This window comes from Kribbella sp. NPDC051137, from assembly GCF_040682535.1.
In the GTDB taxonomy this organism is placed as follows: Bacteria; Actinomycetota; Actinomycetes; order Propionibacteriales; family Kribbellaceae; genus Kribbella; species Kribbella karoonensis.
Map to the genome: position 1 here is coordinate 1,143,536 of NZ_JBFBBI010000002.1, position 15,641 is coordinate 1,159,176.

Below are 15,641 nucleotides of genomic sequence, written 5' to 3' on the forward strand. Positions count from 1 at the left end.
GCCGGCTGCTACCGCCGCTCGCCGCTGTGCACGATGTGCGCGTCCGGGCCCGGGAAGAACAGCGTGTCGGTGTCGGTGTCCGTCCAGTGCACGCGGTACGGCGGTGCGCCGTTCGGATCGGGCACTTCGACGATCTGTCCCTCGCGGCGGTGCGCCGCCAAGTGACTGCTCTCCACGACGACCTGGTCGCCTGCTACGGCTTTCACCACACCCACCTCCTTCATCACCCAGCTTGATCCCGCCAGGCGCCCGGCACCACCCCCTGCGGTCAGTTCGGCAGCGAGACCGTGGCGATGGTGCCGCCGGACCGGGCCGGGCCGAGGGTGATGGTGCCGTGGTGGGCGCGGGTGATCTCGCGGGCGATGGACAGGCCGAGGCCGGAGCCGCCGCTGGCCCGGGAGCGGCTGGTGTCGAGTCGGACGAAACGCTCGAACACGCGCTGCCGGTCCTCCTCGGGGATCCCGTCGCCGTCGTCCTCGACCGTGATGACCGCGGCGCCGTCCTTCTCGGCGGTGGTCAGCCGGACCGTACTGTGCGCGGCGCGGGCCGCGTTGTCGACGAGGTTCCGCAGTACCTGACTCAACCGGGCCGGATCGCCGGTCACCCGCACCGGGTGGACGTCGCCCTTGACCGTCAGCTCGGGCTTCGAGCTGCGCAGCCGCTTGATCTCCGCCTCGACCAGGTCGTCCAGGTCGACGTCGGTCTGCCGCATCCGGATGCCGGTGTCGTCCGCCTTCGCGAGCAGCAGCAGGTCCTCGACGAGCTGCCGCATCCGGTCGGTCTCGGTCTGCATCACCTGCCGCAGTTCGCGCCACGCCTTCCCGGAGGTGTCCGCCTCGATCACCTCGAGCGCGGCGGTCAGCGTGGCGAGCGGGGACCGCAGTTCGTGGCTGGCGTCCGCGACGAACGCCCGCTGGGTCGCCTGCCCGGTCTCGAGCCGGTCGAGCATCTCGTTCATCGTGACCGCGAGCCGGGCGATCTCGTCCCGCGTCTCCGGGACCGGGACCCGCTCGGTCAGGTCCCGGCTGCCGATGCCCTGCACCCGCGAGCGGATCCGCTCGACCGGCCGGAGTGCCTGCCCGATCATCAGCCACCCGGCGACCCCGACCACGAGCAGCAGCACCGGGAACCCGATCAGCAGGTACTGCGACACCGTCGCCACGGTCTGCCGCTGCGTCTCCACGGACGACGCGACCACCACGGTGTACGTCGTACCGTGGTACTCCGCGCCCTGCGCCACGATCAGGAACGAGTGGTCGTCGTCGATCAGCGGCATCTCGCCGACCTCGGCCCGCAGCAGCGCACCGGCCGGCGGGCGCAGGTCGGTGAGCGGCGAGTTGTCCACCCGGGACGACGAGGCGGCGACGATCTTCCCGCCCGGATCCAGGACCTGGATGAGCTGGCTGGCGCGGGTGGTGTTGGCCAGGTCCTCGCTGAGGCCCTTGGTGCCCTCGGTGCTGACCTGGCGGGCGACGTCCGCCACCCGGCCCTCGGCGGCGTCGGAGACCTCGGCGATCAGCGCCCGTTGCAGGAGCAGCAGCAGCGCGGCGGCGCCGATCAGCAGCGCGACCGCGACCACGATCACGGCAGCAGCGGTGGACCGGCTCCGCACACTGGCCTGACGCAGGCCGCCGGCGGTCCGGTACCACCCGTCAACGCGACGTCGCACGACCGTGCTCACCCCACCAGTTTCGCAGGTCTCGCCTCAGCTGCTTCTCAGCCGCCCTCGGGGTTCATCCGGTAGCCCATGCCGCGGATGGTCTCGATCGCGTGCCGCGCGAACGGCGTGTCGATCTTCTTCCGCAGATAGCGGACGTACACCTCGACCACGTTCGGGTCGCCGTCGAACGCCGGGTCCCAGACGTTCTGCAGGATCTCGGTCTTGCTGACGGTGTCGCCGCGGTGCCGCATCAGGAACTCCAGCAGCCCGTACTCGCGCGGCGTCAACGTGATCTCCCGCCCGTTCCGTTCGACCCGCCGCCGGGCCACGTCCAGCGACAGGTCGCCGGCGGTCAGCACGACGGGACGCTCCGGGCCGCCGCGCCGGATCAGCGCGCGCAGCCGGGCGACCAGCACCAGGAAGCTGAACGGCTTCGTCAGGTAGTCGTCGGCGCCCAGGTCGAACGCGTCGGTCTGGTCGTACTCGCCGTCCTTCGCGGTCAGCATCAGCACGGGCGTCCAGATCCCGCGGGCCCGCAGCAGCTCCAGCACGCGGTACCCGTTCAGCTTCGGCAGCATGATGTCCAGCACGATCACGTCGTAGCTGTGCTCGGTGGCCGCCCAGACCGCGTTCTCGCCGTCGTGCACCAACTCGACCACGAACCCGGCGTCGGTCAGTCCGCGGTGGACCGTGTCGGCCAGCCGCAGTTCGTCCTCGACCATCAGCACTCGCATGCCGACAGTGTCACCGCCGGGGGCTGAGAGTCCGCTGAGAGGCCTCCGGATTGACGGCCCGGGCCGCCGCGCCTAGCGTTGTCGAAGCGCTTCGACAATCCCTCTGGAGGCCGGCGACCATGAAGTTCACCGACGGGTACTGGCAGCTACGGCCCGGGTTCGGCCGGCTCCGGCCGGCGACGGTCGAGAGTGTCGAGGCGGGGGACCGCGAGCTGACCGTGTACGCGCCCGCGAAGCGGATCGAGCGTCGCGGCGACACGCTCAACCAGCCGCTGTTCACGGTCACGTTCAGCTCGCCGGCCCGCGGTGTGATCGGCGTCCGGATCGCGCACCACGTCGGCGGTCTGCCCGGTCGTCCGGCGTACCGGCTGAACACCGACGAGCGGCATCCCGTGAAGGTCGAGGTCGGTCCCACCGAGGCGCGGCTGACCTCGGGCGAGCTGAGCGTCGTGGTCGGGCTCGACGGGGCGTGGGACGTCCGCTTCGAGCAGGACGGGCGGCCGCTGACGAACTCGGGGGAGCGGAGCGTCGGCCTGGTTACCGGTCCGGACGGGCGGCGGTACGTCCACGAGCAGCTCGCGCTGGGCGTCGGCGAGACGATCTACGGCCTCGGTGAGCGGTTCGGTCCGCTCGTCAAGAACGGTCAGATTGTCGACAGCTGGAATGCGGACGGCGGTACGTCGAGCGAGCAGGCGTACAAGAACGTCCCGTTCTACCTGAGCAGCAAGGGTTATGGGGTCCTTGTCGACAATCCTGCGATGGTCTCGTTCGAGGTCGGCTCGGAGGTCACCTCCCGCAACCAGTTCAGCGTCGAGGGCGAAGAGCTCCAGTACTACGTGTTCGCCGGCCCGACTCCCAAGGACGTGCTGCGCCGGTACACCGGGCTCACCGGCCGGCCGGCGCGGGTGCCCGCTTGGTCGATGGGGTTGTGGCTGTCGACGTCGTTCACCACGGACTACACCGAGGAGACGATCACGTCGTTCGTCGACGGGATGGCCGAGCGCGACCTGCCGCTGAGCGTCTTCCACTTCGACTGCTTCTGGATGCGCCAGTTCCACTGGTGCGACTTCCTCTGGGACCCGGTCGCCTTCCCGGACCCGGCTGGCATGCTGCGCAGGCTGAAGGACCGCGGGCTGCGGATCAGCGTGTGGATCAACCCGTACATCGCGCAGCGCTCGGTGCTGTTCGAGGAGGGCCGCCGGCTCGGGTACCTGCTGAAGCGCCCGGACGGCTCGGTCTGGCAATGGGACATGTGGCAGGCCGGGATGGCGATCGTCGACTTCACCAACCCGGACGCGACCGCCTGGTACCGCTCGAAGCTGCAGGCGCTGATCGACATCGGGGTCGACTGCTTCAAGACCGACTTCGGCGAACGCATCCCGACCGAGGACGTCGCCTGGTACGACGGCTCGGACCCGCAGCGGATGCACAACTACTACGCGCAGCTCTACAACGCCGCCGTGTTCGATCTGCTGGAGGAGAACCGCGGCGCCGGCGAGGCGGTGCTGTTCGCCCGTTCGGCAACGGCCGGCGGTCAGCAGTACCCCGTGCACTGGGGCGGCGACTGCGAGTCGACGTTCGAGGCGATGGCCGAATCGCTCCGCGGGGGTCTGTCGCTGGCCGCGTCCGGTTTCGGTTACTGGTCCCACGACATCGGCGGCTTCGAGGGCACGCCGGATCCGGCGATCTTCAAGCGCTGGGTCGCCTTCGGTCTGCTCTCGTCCCACTCCCGCCTGCACGGCTCCTCGTCGTACCGCGTCCCGTGGGCCTTCGACGACGAGGCCGTCGACGTGCTCCGCAGGTTCACCAAGCTGAAGCTGTCGCTGATGCCGTACTTACTGACGGCCGCCGAGGAGGCCCACACCGACGGCGTCCCGATGATGCGCCCGATGATCCTGGAGTTCCCGGACGACCCCGCGACCGCCTACCTGGACCGCCAGTACATGCTCGGCCCCGACCTCCTGGTGGCCCCCGTGATGAGCGCCGACGGCAAAGTCTCGTTCTACCTGCCCGCCGGCCGCTGGACCTCCCTCCTCACCGGCGAGACCCACACGGGTCCCACCTGGCTCCAGCAGACCCACGCTGTCGACTCGCTGCCGCTGTTCGCTCGCGAGGGCTCCCGCGTCCTCGAGATCTACGAGGTGGCTCCGGTGTAGCGCCGTACGCCGAGCCTCCACAGGAGCAGGGTCGCGGACGTGAATCCGGCTCCGAGCAGAACTGCGCCGATGAGCACGCCGGCGTCGGGACCTCGGGTGAGGGCCAGCGTCGGCCAGGTCGTGAGAGCGGCGACCGGGAAGACGAACGTCAGAAGCCGTTTGAGCCAACGCCCGTAGATGTCGACCGGGTACCGTCCGGTCTGCCAGGCGGCCGAGTGCAGCACGCCGAGACTCAGTCGGGGTGCCCAGAACGCCAGCGCCGCCAGGCCGACCGAGGTCGCCCAGCCGATCGTCAGCCCGATGAGGGTTAGAGCCGCCCATCCGACTATGGCGCCCGGTGACGGCATGGTGCCCAGTTGGCGCAGTCCGGCGACGATCACGCCGAGGCCGAGCACGCCTTGTACGAGGGCGAGTGGTGCGTGCCGGGTACAGGTCGCGAGTACGACGCTACTTGCCGGCCGGAGCAAGTACGTGTCGAGCCGACCGTCACGGATCTGCGGTGCGAGGTCGGCCAGGCTCGGATCGAGGAACGTCGACCGGAGGCTGGTGATGAGTGCATACGTCCCGGTGAGAGTGAGCACCTGGCCGGCGGTCCATCCGGCGAGCAGTCCCGTGCTCGCGAAGACGATGCCGACGGCCGAAACCGACGCGGTCAGCTCGACGAGCGCCAGCAGGGCGTCGAAGAACAAGTTGGTCCGGTAGGCGAAGGCGCGGCGCAACGACAGCGAGAACGCCGTACCGAACAGGCGCACGGATCTCATCACGCACCCACCGTGCTGTAGCGGCGGACACCGAGCCGCCAGGCACCGACCGCACAGGCGCCCAGGACCACGGTCCACGCCGCCGAGACCGCGTACCCCGCGGAGGCAGCGGCAGGTGTCAGGGTGCCGATGGCCAGTTCGGCGGGAAAGCCGAGCATCGAACGGAACGGCAGGACCTGGGCGATTGTCCGCAACGGGTCGGGGAGCAGCGCGTTCGGGGCCGCGGAACCGCCGAGCAGGAAAACCAACACGGTGCCGAAGGCAACCACTGCGTGCACGCGTTCGGTCCAGAAGGCCGCCATTGCCAGTGTCCACACGAACAGGAACTGCAGGACGGCGGCAAGGACGAGCGCCGGTACGGCGAACAGGACGGCCGTCGGCGCGAAGCTCACGCCGGTGGCGAGACCGGCCGCCGCGAGCAGCGGGATGCCGAGCACGAACATCCAGAAACGGATGGCGAGGTTCTCTCCGAGCGGCCCGATCACCGCGGGCTGCGGGCGGAGAAGAGCGGCCGCGACCGTCCCGTTGTAGATCGACTGCGCGAACGTGTGGTTCTCGAACGAGGCGGTCAGCAACGTCACACAGATGACCGCCAGGTAGTAGCCGGCGATGCCCGGGTCCGCGCCGGGGACGTGCCGCCAGACGAAGAGACCGAGCAACGGTGCGACCGCCTGCCCGAGGATCAGCGTGACGATGAACCACCACGCGCCGGACCAGCCGATAACCTGACGCCAGATCTCCAGCCGTATCAGTCGGAGGACGCGGCTCATGACACGAGGTCCGTCGTACGGCGAAGGCGTTGATAGGCCTGATCCATCACGCTTTCGAGCGAGGGCTCCTCGACGGACAGATCCGCGACCGCGAACCGCGAGAGCAGCCGCGCGGTGGTGGCCGGCACCTCGGCGCGCCCGACCCGCAGCAGCCATTGGTACCCGTCGCGCTGCAGCACCTCGCCGTACGGCGTCAGGTCCGGCTCGTCGTCGGTCACGGTCACCCGGATCAGCTTTGCCGGTGCGAAGAGTGAGCCGAGCTCGTCGCGCCGGCCGTCGAAGGCGATCGCTCCGTCGTCGACGAGGACCAGCCGTGGGCACAGCGACTCGACGTCGGCCATCGCGTGACTCGTCAGCAGGACGGTCGCGCCGGTCCGGGCGGAGTACTCGGCGAGGAAGGTCCGGATGGTCCGCGCCGCCGACACGTCGAGCCCGATCGTGGGCTCGTCGAGGAACAGCACCTTGGGCCGGTACACCAGCGCGAGTGCCAGGCCGGCTCGCATCCGCTCACCGAGGCTCAGCGCGCGGACCTGACGCTGCAGGATGCCGCCGAGGTCGAGGAGTTCGCTGAGCTCGGCCAGGTTGTGCTCGAACTGCGCAGCACCGATGTCGTAGAGCACCTGCTGGTAGTGGAAGGAGTCCATCACGGTGAGCTCCGGTGCGTCGCCGATCGGCTGGCTGCCCCGGATCAGCGCAATCTCACGGAGGTAGTGGTTACGCCGCTGCCACGGGACCTCCCCGAGGACGCGGACCCGGCCGCCGGTCGGGTGCAGGATGCCGGCCAGGATCTTCAACGTCGTCGTCTTGCCCGCGCCGTTCCGGCCGAGGAATCCGACGACCTGCCCGGCCGGGATCCGGAAGCTGACGTTGCGGACCGCGTGAACGTCGCGGTGCTGCCGGCGTACCAGAGTGCGGGCGGCTGCGAGGAGCCCGCCGTCACGCACAGGCACGCGGTACGTCATCGAGAGGTCATCCACTTCGACGGCATCCATGCTTAAAGTTTATCGTTGAAGTTATGCTTGACTGTTTGTCGCTTAACGATCTAGGAGTGCCGTGCCGAAACCCTCAAGCGGTGCGTCAAAGACCGTCCGTGGGGTCGTCCTGGCCCGGGAGGCCGGGATCTCGGTCCAGCAGGTGCGGAACTACGAGCAGGCCGGGTTGTTGCCGGCGGCCCGCCGCTCGGCGGCCGGCTATCGCGAGTTCGACGAGTCGCACCGGCAGGCGCTGACTGCGGCGCGGGTGCTGGTTCGCGCGTACGGCTGGGACACCGCCGCTGCCATCCTGGCGGCCGTGCACCGCGACGACCTGCGCACAGCCGTGGCGTGTGTCGACGAGGCCCACGCGGCGCTGCACCAGGAGCGCGACCGGATCCAGCAGGCCCTCCGGGCCTTCGAGGTCGTAGTGACGCATCCGCTCGACGCGGATCCGCGGATGGCGTCCGCCCTCGGGCAGATCACCCGGCAAGGCGCTCCGTTGCGGGTCGGCCAGTTGGCGAACCTGCTCGGCGTACGACCGTCGGCGTTGCGCTTCTGGGAACGCTCAGGGTTGATCCGCCCCGTTCGCGAACGCACGACCGGCTACCGCAGGTACGACGTCGGCGCCGCCCGTGACGCGCATCTCGTGCGTCTCCTCCGCGAAGGCAACTTCCCGATGACGATCATCCGCGCCGCACTCGACGAGATGCACTCCTCACCGGACGGCCGCCCCGAACGCGTCGGCGCCGAACTCAACCGCCGCGATGCCCAGCTGCACAGCCGGAGCCTGGCCCGGCTTCGTGCCGACGCCGCCCTGGTCAGCTACCTGGACTGGCGCGCTGCAAGCGTTCCAGGATGACGTTCGGTGCGGAGAACACCGCGTAGAGGGTGTGGGTGCCGGGGCGGGCGGTGAGCGTGATGGGGATCGGGACAAGGGTGTCCGTGGGTGGGATCTCCAAGGTGCCGAGGAGATCGCCGTGGTGCGGGTCGTCGAGGCGGAGTTCGACGCTGGCGGGGTGAAGGGTGGGGTTGGCTGCTCGGGCGTGGAGGGTGCCGGTGGGCACGAGTACGTCGTCGAACGCGAGCCATGCTTGGGATTCGAGGGAGACGACGGCGTCGCCGGGCTCGCCGGGTGCCGCGGTCAGGGTGACGGCGCAGTAGTCGTCGAAGGCTGTGGCGGGTAGGCGGTCGAGGGTGCGGGGTGGGATGCGTTCGCCCTCGACGTCCAGGGTCGTGGTGAGGCGGATGTCGGCGCTGGAGCGGCCGATCATGAGCGTGTGGCGGGCTGCTTCGACGCAGTGACGGTTGCGTGTGACGTCCCAGAAGCCGAGGTCGGCTGTCGCGAGCGTCAGTTCCAGGTCTGCTGACTCGCCGGGCTGCAGGGAGACCCGACGGAAGCCGCGGAGTTGGCGGAGGGGTTGCTTGACCCTGGAGTTCTGCTGGCGGGTGTACAGCTGGGCGAGTTCGGTGCCGGGGCGGTCGCCGGTGTTCGTGACGGTGAAGGTCACCCGGACCTGGCCGTCCGACGGTTCACTCAGCCTCAGGTCGCCGTACGCGAAAGTCGTGTAGCTGAGGCCGTGGCCGAACGGGTACAGCGGCGTGCCGCGGTAGTACAGGTACGTCGCGTCGGTGGCGATGATGTCGTAGTCGAGGAGGCCGGGCAGATCCGCGGCCGAGTGGTACCAGGTCTGGGTGAGCCGGCCGGACGGGTCGTGGTCGCCGAGCAGTACGTCGGCCAGCGCGCGACCGTACTCCTGCCCGCCGTGGGCCGACCACAGGATCGCCGGCAGGTGCTCCTGAGCCCATCCGATTGCAAAGGGGTAGCTGCTGCTCAGCACCAGGACGGTGCGCGGGTTCGCCGCATGTACCTGGCGGATGAGACGGTCCTGCGCGGCCGGCAGGTCGAGGCTCTCCCGGTCCTCGGTCTCGCGGCCGTTCACCAACGGGTGGTTGCCCACGACAACGATGGCCACCTCGGCACCGGCCGCGAGCTCGGCGGCCGCGGCAGCGCCGTCGACGACCACATCCACCTCGAAGGCGGTCCCCTCGAGACCGAGGCCGACCGTGCCGGTCGCTCCCACTTCCAGATATTGGTCGGTGTGCAGGTGCCGGATCAGGAGTCCGGCGGACGTGCGTACGAGGCCGAAGGTTTGTTTGACCTCCCAGCCGTTCGGCCCGGACTGATCCGCGACCAGCTCGCCATCGTCGGTGACGCTCAGGTGCTGTCCGTTGCGGACCGACCGCAACGCCAACGCCTCACCGCCCCAGTCGAACAGGTCGAACTCGCCCGCCGTGGTGCTCGTCCGCAGTACGGCGTCCTCGCCGACGGTCAGGTACGACGACGAACCCGCGACGCGCAACGTGATCCGGTCGACGCCTTCGCAGTACTCGACGTGCTCAAGCCGCTCGGCGATCCCGTCCTTGGCCGTGACCTGGTACGGCAGCGTCCCGGCGTACCAGTCCTCGGAGAGCGTGCCCGCGAGCGGGCCGACGACGGCGACGCGGGTGGAGGTGGTGAGCGGCAGCACTTCGCCGTCGTGTTCGAGCAGGACGATCGACCGTCGTGCGGCGTCGTGCGCGAGGCGGCGGTGGACGGGGCCGTTGACCAGCTCGGGTTCGAGCCCGCGGTACGGATCGAGCTCGTCGAACTCGCCCAGCCGGAAGCGGATCGTGAGCGACCGGCGTACGGCGGCGTCGATGTCGGCGACGGTGATCAGGCCTCGGTCGAGTGCCGTCCTCAGTCGGTCGACGGTCGGAGCAGTGTCGGTGCCGTCCTGCGTGAAGCTGTCGACACCGGCGCGGAGTGCGGCGGCGTACGCGGACGGGCCGTCGGGGAGGTGGTGCTGCAGGCCGAAGAGGTTGCCCGGTGCGTACGCGTCGCTGACGACCAGGAGCTCGTCACGGGTCCAGGTCCGCAGTACGTCGTTGATGAGTGGCGTGAGGTGTGCGGGGCGGCCGTTGACCAGGTTGTACGACGGCATCACCCCGGTCGCGGCGCCGGCCTCGATCGGGGCGCGGAAGGCCGGAAGCTCGTAGTCGTGGAGGACCCGCGGCGGGAGGTTGCTCGACGTCGTACAGCGGTCGGTCTCGTTGTTGTAGGCGAGGAAGTGCTTGAGCGTCGGCGCGGTCTTCAGGTACGTCGGGTCGTCGCCGGCCAGCCCGTGTCCGTACGCGGTCGCGATCACGCCGGTCAGCCAGGGATCCTCGGCGTAGCCCTCCTCGTTGCGGCCCCAGCGCGGGTCGCGGAGCGGGTTCACCACGGGCGCCCAGACGTTCAGGCCGACGCCGGCCGGGTCCTTCCGGTGGAACACCCGGACCTCGTCGCCGACCGCGGATCCGACCGCGCGGACCAGGTCGGGGCTCCAGGTGGTGGCGAGGCCGATCGCCTGCGGGAAGACTGTCGCAGGGCCGTGCCAGGCGACACCGTGGAGCGCCTCGGTGCCCGTACGGAAGCCGGCGACGCCGAGCCGGGGGACGGGCGGCTGGTACTGGTGCAGCAGGGCGATCCTCTCGTCCCGGGTGAGCCGGGCGAGCAGGTCGTCGACCCGCTCGTCGAGCGGCCGCGCCGGATCGCGGAACGGGTACTGCGGTACTGGAGCGCTCATCGGCGATCGACTCCACGGACTCGGAGTCGAAGCGCTTCGACGATACAGCGGGAATCAGGATCGAAGCGCTTCGACGGATCGGGCGTGAACAGAGGGTTGCATCCCGCGCGCTCACGGTCAAGACCTCGGCGGCGGGACGGGCAGGCGCTTTCCCGGCCGGTCTCAGCCGGCCGGTAGGCGGCCCTGGGTGAGCGGTGTGAGGGCCTGGGCGGTGGCGCCCAGGGGAGTGGCGGTGGACGGGAACGCGGACGCGACGATCGTGCAGCCGCCCGCGTCCGGGGCGATCGTGGCCTCACGGAGCGCCTTGTCGATCGCCGGGGTGAGGTGGTCGGCGAGCAGTGCGTAGGCGCCGCCGAGGATGACAGCCTCGGGGTTGAGCAGGTTGACGATCGCCGCGATGCCGTGGCCGAGATGCATGCCGGCCTCGGCCAGGGCGTCGGTGACCGCCGCGTCCGCGGCGTCGGCGCGCCGGATCAGCGTGTCGAGCTGGTGCTGCGGATCGTCGTCGATCGTGCCGTCGACCCGGGTGAGGATCGCCGGCAGGCTCGCCAGCGCCTCGAGGCATCCGCGCCGCCCGCACCCGCACAACGGCCCGTCGGGGATCAGGCGCAGGTGGCCGATCTCCCCGACGTACCCGAGATTCCCCTGCAGCGGGCGCCCGTCGACGATGATGCCGGCGCCGACGCCGGTGTCCCCGGTGAGCTGGACGAGGTTCGCGGCGCCCGCGAGCGGCCCGTACAGATGCTCGGCCAGCACGCCCAGCGAGGCGTCGTTGTCGGCGGTCACCGGAATGTCCGGCCGGCCGAGCGCCGCCGCCAGTTCGGCCCGCAACGGCACGTCCCGCCAGCCGAGCCCGGCGGCGAGTACGACGCTGCCCTCGCGGTTCACCAGCCCCGGTACGCCGACCGTGATGCCGAGGACGCGCCGCCCGGAGGACTGCACGGTGCTGATCGCCCGGCGGGCCAGAGCGGCGAGGGCGGCGATCGTCTTCGCCGGCCCGGCATCGACGCCCGGCCCGGCCCGGTGCCAGCGCAGTATCTGCTCGCCCGCGGTGTCGCAGCCCAGCGCGGTCAGCCCGCGTGCGCTGATCTCCAGCCCGATCGTCGCGTACGCCGACCCGTCGAGCACCAGCAGTGTCGCCGGGCGGCCGACGTGGTTCTGGGTCTGCTGGGTCTCGCGGACCAGGCGGCGGTCCAGGAGATCGCCGACGATGCTCGTCACGGTCGCCTTGTTCAGCCCGGTCCCGGAGGCGATCGCGGCCCGCGAGCAGGGCGCCTGGCGGCGCAGATGGCCCAGCACCGCGGCCAGGTTGGTGGCCCGGATGTCGGTGTGGTCCGCGGTCTGTGTACTCAAGGTCCGTCCCGTCGAAGAAAAGTTCTGGGTCAGTTCTACACCTTGTCGAGCTGTCGGCTCTGCGTTAATTTGTTTGGCTACCAGCCCAACTAAGTCTAGGGGATGCGACGTGACTGGACCAGAGATCGGCGGAGCCAGCCGCCGGACCTTCATCTCCCTGCTCGGCGCCGGCGCGGCAGCCGCGGCCGGCGGGGTCACGCTGACCGGGTGCTCCAAGGGCGGCTCCGGATCCAGCACCAAGGGTCGGGCCGAGACCGAGGACAAGTTGTCCGGCCTGCTGCCGAAGTACACCGCGTACGAGCCGGTGAAGCCGGACATTCCCGGCGTGGACGGTGCTTCACCCGGCTTCTCGCACTACCCGGCCGAGCTGAAGCGGGCGGTGCCGGACAAGATGGTGCCGAGCGGCAAGGAAGTGACCGCGATGACGCCGCTGTGGAGCCCGATCCCGCCGCTGACCAACAACTCGTACTTCGACGCGAACAACGAGCGGATCGGCGCCCCGGTCAAGTTCAACATCCTGAACGGCAACGACTACGGCGACAAGCTCGGCCCCATCCTTGCCGCCGGCAACATCCCGGAACTGCTCTGCATCCCGGGCTGGAACATCTCCGGGCTGACCCGGTTCGCCCAGGCCGCGGACAAGCTGTTCGAGGACCTCACGCCGTACCTTGCCGGTGACAAGGTGTCGGCGTACCCGATGCTCGCGAACCTGCCGACCCGCGCCTGGGCGTACGGCGTCTGGAACTCGCAGCTGAAGGCGGTACCGTTCCCGTCGGACGGCTTCCCCTGGGCGCTGTTCTACCGCAAGGACATCTTCGACCAACTCGGTGCGGAGCCGCCGAAGAACACCGACGATCTCCTGGCGCTGGGCAAACAACTCACCGACCCGAAGGCGAACCGCTGGGCCTTCGGTGGGGTCGCGGACGAGATGGCCCGGGCGTTCGGGGCTCCGGCGGACTGGCGCAAGGACTCCAGCGGCAAGCTGGTGAACAAGATCGAGACCCCGGAGTTCGCGGAGTCCGTCGCCTTCGTCCGCAAGCTGTTCCAGTCGGGCTATGTGCACCCTGAGGTCGTGGCCAACTCCGGCGGCGACGAGAAGGCGCTGTTCGAAGGCGGCAAGCTGCTGATCCGCCAGGACGGACTCGGCGGCTGGGCCGAGTCGCTGCAGCGGCAGCTCACCAGCAATCCGAAGTTCAACCCGCAGCCGGTGGCGCCGTTCGCGCATGACGGCGGTACGCCGATCACCTGGGGCGGCGACCCGGCCGGCATCTTCACCTTCGTCAAGAAGGGGGTCGGTGCGGACCGTGTGAAGGAACTGCTCGGGGTGCTGAACTACACCGCGGCGCCGTTCGGGACCGAGGAGTACCAGCTCTACAACTACGGGGTCAAGGGCAAGCACTACACCCTGGAAAGTAGCGGTGCGCCGAAGTTGACACCACTGGGGCAGAAGGAGGTGTCGCAGACCTACATCTTCCTCGGAGGCCGGCCGACGGCCATCACCCAGAGCGAGTACCCGGGCTACGTGCAGTCGATGTGTGCCTGGGAGAACGCGGCGATCAAGGTGCGGCAGAAGAGCCTCTTCGACGGCATCCGGGTCGAGCAGCCGGCCAAGATGGCGGCACTGGCGCAGCCGTTCGACGACGCGCTGCAGGACATCTTCCGCGGCCGGCGACCTGTCAGCGAGCTGCAGACGGCCATCAAGCAGTGGCAGACCAACGGCGGCAACGAAGGCCGCGACTTCTACGCCAAGGTCCTCAGTGACAACGGTCGGTAGGGTCCGCGTCCGCGGCGCCCGGGTCCGTGCGACCCGGGCCGGCGGGATGAGTTTCCGGCATCGGTTGCGGCGGGACTGGCCGTTGCTGGTGATGGTGGCGCCGGTGGTCGTGCTGCTCGGGGTGTTCCACTACTTCCCGACACTCGGCAACGTGATCGCCTTCCAGGACTACTCGCCGTACGCCGGGATCCGCGGCAGCGACTTCATCGGGTTCGGGAACTTCCAGCGGATGTTCGCCGAGCCGGCGTTCTGGCAGGCGGTCGCGAACACGCTGTCGATCACGGCCGTCCAGCTGATCTTCTTCTTCCCGGTCCCGATCGCCCTGGCGTTGCTGCTGAACAGCGTGCTGTCGGCGAAGATCCGGAACATCGTCCAGGGTGTGGTGTACCTGCCGCACTTCTTCTCCTGGGTGCTCGTCGTCTCGCTGTTCCAGCAGATGATCGGCGGCGCCGGACTGCTCGCGCAGACGTTGCGCGACCACGGTCACCAGGCGGTCGACCTGATGACGAAGCCGGACACCTTCATCCTGCTGGTCACCGCACAGGCCGTCTGGAAGGACGCCGGCTGGGGCATGATCGTGTTCCTCGCCGCGCTGTCGACGATCAGCCCGGAGCTCTACGAGTCCGCCGCGGCCGACGGCGCGAACCGCTGGCGCCGGCTCTGGCACATCACGCTGCCCGGCCTGCGTCCGGTGATCGTCCTGCTGCTGATCCTGCGCCTCGGTGACGCGCTGACCGTCGGCTTCGAGCAGTTCATCCTGCAACGCAGCGCCGTCGGCGGCGGTGCGGCCGAGGTCCTCGATACCTACGTCTACTACCAGGGCCTGCTCGTCGGCGACTTCGGCTACGGCGCCGCCGCGGGTCTGTTCAAGGGCCTCGTCGGTCTCGTTCTCGTCCTGGTGGCCAACCGCTTCGCGCACATGGTGGGCGAGCAGGGGGTGTATTCAAAGTCATGACGGCAAGAGCTGTCTGGGAAGAAGAACCGACCATTGTCGGCCGGCTCGGCAGGCCGTTGGTGCTGACGTTGATCGCGCTCGCGGTCGCGTTCCCGCTGTACGTCGTGGTGGTGACGAGCCTTTCGACCACAGAGGCCGTGACGCGTGCGGGCGGGCTGGTCGTCATACCGCGAGAGCTGACCGCGGCGGCGTACGTGCAGTTGCTCTCCGGTGGTGTGGTGACTCGGGCGTTGCTGATCAGTGTCGGGATCACCGTGATCGGTACGGCGTTCAGTCTCGGGATCACCGTGCTGGCGGCGTACGGGCTTTCGCGGCCGGGATCGCTGTTCCACCGGCCGCTGCTGTTCGTGGTGCTGCTGACGTTCTTGTTCGGGCCCGGCATCATCCCGAGCTACCTGGTGGTGAACTCACTCGGGCTGATCGACCACTACGCCTCGCTGATCCTGCCGGCCGCGATCTCGGCGTTCAACCTGATCGTGATGCGGTCGTTCTTCATGGGTATCCCGGGCGAGCTGATCGACAGCGCCCGGATCGACGGCGCGGGGGAGCTGGCCATCCTGCGCCGGATCGTGCTGCCGCTGTCGAAGGCTGTGGTCGCGGTCGTCGGCCTCTTCTACGCGGTCGGCTACTGGAACGCGTTCTTCAACGCCCTGCTGTACATCAACGACAACAGCAAGTGGCCACTGCAGATGGTGCTGCGGACCTACATCGTGCAGCAGGCACCGCTGCCGACCGGCGCGGGCGGTGTGGCGAACGTCGGTCTGGGCCTGGCACCGGCACCCGGGCTGGCGATCAAGATGGCGATCGTGGTGATCGCGATCGTGCCGGTCCTGCTGGCCTACCCGTTCATCCAGCGGCACTTCCAAAAGGGCGTCATCATCGGCGCGGTCAAGGGATGA

The 15,641-nt window shown here is 69.4% G+C and carries 13 protein-coding genes; 5 read left to right on the forward strand and 8 right to left on the reverse strand.

What is annotated here, in order from left to right; genetic code table 11:
- Nucleotides 1-8: 8 nt before the first annotated feature.
- The 3 genes from AB0M51_RS12995 to AB0M51_RS13005 all read right to left on the reverse strand — a co-directional run bounded on the left by AB0M51_RS12995 (nucleotide 9) and on the right by AB0M51_RS13005 (nucleotide 2,394).
- A complete protein-coding gene (locus AB0M51_RS12995) occupies nucleotides 9-206 on the reverse strand; it encodes a DUF1918 domain-containing protein (RefSeq protein ID WP_344187611.1) in 198 nt (65 codons plus the stop codon).
- A 62-nt stretch (nucleotides 207-268) separates the two neighbouring features.
- Nucleotides 269-1,681 carry a HAMP domain-containing sensor histidine kinase gene (locus AB0M51_RS13000; protein WP_363749351.1) on the reverse strand — a complete coding sequence of 471 codons (1,413 nt, stop codon included), beginning with the start codon at nucleotides 1,679-1,681 and terminating at the stop codon, nucleotides 269-271.
- 35 nt (nucleotides 1,682-1,716) lie between these two features.
- Entirely contained in the window at nucleotides 1,717-2,394 is a 678-nt protein-coding gene (locus AB0M51_RS13005; protein ID WP_344187609.1) for a response regulator transcription factor, read from the reverse strand.
- A gap of 119 nt (nucleotides 2,395-2,513) precedes the next feature.
- Here AB0M51_RS13005 and yicI point away from each other — a divergent pair, with 119 nt between their 5' ends.
- On the forward strand, nucleotides 2,514-4,550 hold the full coding sequence (gene yicI / locus AB0M51_RS13010; protein WP_363749353.1) for an alpha-xylosidase: 2,037 nt from the start codon (nucleotides 2,514-2,516) through the stop codon (nucleotides 4,548-4,550).
- Here yicI and AB0M51_RS13015 read toward each other — a convergent pair.
- The 3 genes from AB0M51_RS13015 to AB0M51_RS13025 are packed head-to-tail and all read right to left on the reverse strand — an operon-like array spanning nucleotide 4,529 to nucleotide 7,073.
- The gene (locus tag AB0M51_RS13015) at nucleotides 4,529-5,311 is read right to left on the reverse strand and encodes an ABC-2 family transporter protein (RefSeq protein ID WP_344187607.1); all 783 of its coding nucleotides are present in this window, start codon (nucleotides 5,309-5,311) and stop codon (nucleotides 4,529-4,531) included. The genes yicI and AB0M51_RS13015 overlap by 22 nt on opposite strands.
- On the reverse strand, nucleotides 5,311-6,081 hold the full coding sequence (locus tag AB0M51_RS13020) for an ABC-2 family transporter protein (protein ID WP_363749356.1): 771 nt from the start codon (nucleotides 6,079-6,081) through the stop codon (nucleotides 5,311-5,313). Before AB0M51_RS13020 ends, AB0M51_RS13015 begins: the two co-directional genes overlap by 1 nt.
- Nucleotides 6,078-7,073: an ATP-binding cassette domain-containing protein gene (locus tag AB0M51_RS13025; RefSeq protein ID WP_363749358.1), complete on the reverse strand. Its 996-nt coding sequence runs from the start codon at nucleotides 7,071-7,073 to the stop codon at nucleotides 6,078-6,080. The genes AB0M51_RS13020 and AB0M51_RS13025 overlap by 4 nt, the downstream gene beginning before the upstream one ends.
- A gap of 61 nt (nucleotides 7,074-7,134) precedes the next feature.
- Between AB0M51_RS13025 and AB0M51_RS13030 the strand changes: the two genes are divergently transcribed.
- Nucleotides 7,135-7,914 (forward strand): MerR family DNA-binding transcriptional regulator, encoded by a 780-nt coding sequence (locus AB0M51_RS13030; RefSeq protein ID WP_363749360.1) that lies wholly within the window; start codon nucleotides 7,135-7,137, stop codon nucleotides 7,912-7,914.
- On the opposite strand, the gene AB0M51_RS13035 is transcribed toward AB0M51_RS13030, so the two are convergent.
- Both AB0M51_RS13035 and AB0M51_RS13040 read right to left on the reverse strand, forming a co-directional pair.
- Nucleotides 7,874-10,660, reverse strand: coding sequence for a glycoside hydrolase family 3 C-terminal domain-containing protein (locus tag AB0M51_RS13035; protein WP_363749362.1), 2,787 nt, complete (start codon nucleotides 10,658-10,660; stop codon nucleotides 7,874-7,876). The two genes, AB0M51_RS13030 and AB0M51_RS13035, sit on opposite strands and share 41 nt — an antisense overlap.
- Nucleotides 10,661-10,822: 162 nt before the next feature.
- Nucleotides 10,823-12,013 (reverse strand): ROK family transcriptional regulator, encoded by a 1,191-nt coding sequence (locus AB0M51_RS13040; protein ID WP_344187602.1) that lies wholly within the window; start codon nucleotides 12,011-12,013, stop codon nucleotides 10,823-10,825.
- 109 nt (nucleotides 12,014-12,122) lie between these two features.
- On the opposite strand from AB0M51_RS13040, the gene AB0M51_RS13045 reads away from it, so the two are divergent.
- From AB0M51_RS13045 to AB0M51_RS13055, 3 genes are read left to right on the forward strand one after another with little or no spacing between them, the layout of a single operon-like run.
- Complete coding sequence (locus AB0M51_RS13045) at nucleotides 12,123-13,787, forward strand: extracellular solute-binding protein (RefSeq protein WP_344187601.1); 1,665 nt, start codon at nucleotides 12,123-12,125, stop codon at nucleotides 13,785-13,787.
- Nucleotides 13,771-14,742: an ABC transporter permease subunit gene (locus AB0M51_RS13050; RefSeq protein ID WP_344187600.1), complete on the forward strand. Its 972-nt coding sequence runs from the start codon at nucleotides 13,771-13,773 to the stop codon at nucleotides 14,740-14,742. The genes AB0M51_RS13045 and AB0M51_RS13050 overlap by 17 nt, the downstream gene beginning before the upstream one ends.
- Nucleotides 14,739-15,641, forward strand: coding sequence for a carbohydrate ABC transporter permease (locus AB0M51_RS13055; RefSeq protein ID WP_344187599.1), 903 nt, complete (start codon nucleotides 14,739-14,741; stop codon nucleotides 15,639-15,641). Before AB0M51_RS13050 ends, AB0M51_RS13055 begins: the two co-directional genes overlap by 4 nt.

What these genes read in the sequence shown, in the direction of transcription:
- AB0M51_RS13020 (WP_363749356.1), bottom strand. Translation starts at nt 6,081, where the DNA reads ATGAGCCGCGTCCTCCGACTGATACGGCTGGAGATCTGGCGTCAGGTT.
- AB0M51_RS13015 (WP_344187607.1), bottom strand. Translation starts at nt 5,311, where the DNA reads ATGAGATCCGTGCGCCTGTTCGGTACGGCGTTCTCGCTGTCGTTGCGC.
- yicI (WP_363749353.1), top strand. Translation starts at nt 2,514, where the DNA reads ATGAAGTTCACCGACGGGTACTGGCAGCTACGGCCCGGGTTCGGCCGG.
- AB0M51_RS13035 (WP_363749362.1), bottom strand. Translation starts at nt 10,660, where the DNA reads ATGAGCGCTCCAGTACCGCAGTACCCGTTCCGCGATCCGGCGCGGCCG.
- AB0M51_RS13005 (WP_344187609.1), bottom strand. Translation starts at nt 2,394, where the DNA reads ATGCGAGTGCTGATGGTCGAGGACGAACTGCGGCTGGCCGACACGGTC.
- AB0M51_RS13025 (WP_363749358.1), bottom strand. Translation starts at nt 7,073, where the DNA reads ATGGATGCCGTCGAAGTGGATGACCTCTCGATGACGTACCGCGTGCCT.
- AB0M51_RS13055 (WP_344187599.1), top strand. Translation starts at nt 14,739, where the DNA reads ATGACGGCAAGAGCTGTCTGGGAAGAAGAACCGACCATTGTCGGCCGG.